The organism is Nocardiopsis halophila DSM 44494 (assembly GCF_000341245.1).
In the GTDB taxonomy this organism is placed as follows: domain Bacteria; phylum Actinomycetota; class Actinomycetes; order Streptosporangiales; family Streptosporangiaceae; genus Nocardiopsis_A; species Nocardiopsis_A halophila.
Genome location: NZ_ANAD01000277.1, coordinates 1 through 1,619 on the forward strand (window position 1 = coordinate 1; position 1,619 = coordinate 1,619).

Below are 1,619 nucleotides of genomic sequence, written 5' to 3' on the forward strand. Positions count from 1 at the left end.
AGCATGAACATGACCGCGACTCGGAGGATGGCCACGGAGAAGGCGACGATCCCCAGGACCCCGCCCAGGATGATGCTCGCACCGAATGCGGATATGGCGGCGTCGGTGCGGACCCCGGAATTGCGGCCGACGAGGACGGTGTGAACGCCGGGATTCTCCTCGGCGATCTCGTCGGCCATCTCGGTCCACTCGTCGTCGATCTCGTCCTGGTCACTTTCGTCGTAAGAGCGCCCGCTCATCACCTGGAGTTTCCAGAAGTCCTTCCCGTATTCGTCTGCCACACTCTCGGCCGATGCGCCGGCGCCGAACATTCCCCGTTTCCACGGCTCGCAGACCAGCGTTTGCCAGGTCGCGGTCTGGTAGAGGCGGGCCGCGTCCACTGTGGGATCGTCCATCTTCTCGGTGTCGCTGCCCCAGCTCTCGCCCTTCATGCAGGTGTACTCCTGCTCAGGGTCGCCGGACACCGATGAGGACATGATGTTGGTCGCGCCGGCCGCTCCGACGTTGGAGATCTGCACCGTTGCGCCGAAGAACGTTTGCGGGGAGGCCATGACCCACATTCCCAGTGCCGCGGAAACGCACATCCAAACCGCCCCCTGGACGGTTAGCGTGAAGCGTTTTGCGATGAGCCCCTGCCACCCCATCCACAGCGCGCCGAGGATCACCATTGCACTGAAGAACTGCCAGAAAATCGTTTCCTTCAGGGTGTCGATGACTGTTGCCATCATATGCCCGAAGAAGCCGACGGTCTCAGGGAAAAGGCCCATGAAAACCGCCGCGAGAACGAAGCTGGCAATGGTCTTGGACCAACCCCAGAACATATTGTATATTTTCGGTTCCGGATCCCACCGCATAGGGTCGGTGCACCCTTCGAGAACCACGTGCCATTTCGCGCCCGCGGTCCAGTACTTTTCTGCCATATCATTGGGGTTGGAATCCTCGGCCCAGTCGCCCCAGCGGCCGATGTAATTCCAGTCGGTCATGAAGTCCGTGAGCCCCGGGCGCTCCATCCGCTCGGGCACGAAAAGCGGCTGGTGGTCCTCGGAGAAATCCGGCACCGGCGCCTTGTCCTCGCACCACGCCGCGTTTGCGCTGCTGGGGATGCACAGCAGCACCCCCAGGGTGGCCAGCGTCAACAGCACCCGGGCCAGTCTGCGCCTGCCCTGCCCCTGCCTCCGGCGCCCCATCGGCCCCCCTTGACTCATCCGTGGCGGTTGCGCGTCGTCCATGATGGACCAGGGCCGAAAGTCCCGAGACTGGCATTCGTAACATTTTTCGCGCCTTTCCGGTGCGGCCGGAACAGAGGGGGCCGATTGGAGGGCGAACCGCGCGCGTGCGTTACCACGGTGTTTCGGCTGGTAAACATGCATGATCGGCCGCTTGCGGACACCCGGGGCGCCGAATCTCGGTTGATCTTGCACGTCCGAATCGGAATAGGATGATCACACTATGGACGTGACCGGACTACTCGCAGCAGCCATGGGCCCGCTCTGGGCGCCTGAGGCCGTCCCTACCGTGGTATTGGCGGACGGCACCGGCGACCTGGACACCGAGGGCCTGGCCACTTGGCTGCGCGGGTTCTTCGGCCCGCTGTTCCTGGTGATCGTCTCGGTGGTCGC

The 1,619-nt window shown here is 63.4% G+C and carries 1 protein-coding gene; it reads right to left on the reverse strand.

Annotated features, from left to right (window positions below; genetic code table 11):
* Positions 1–1,142 (reverse strand): hypothetical protein (locus D450_RS0128905; RefSeq protein ID WP_152520942.1); only part of this gene is annotated, 1,142 nt, incomplete at its 3' end.
* Positions 1,143–1,619: the final 477 nt, after the last annotated feature.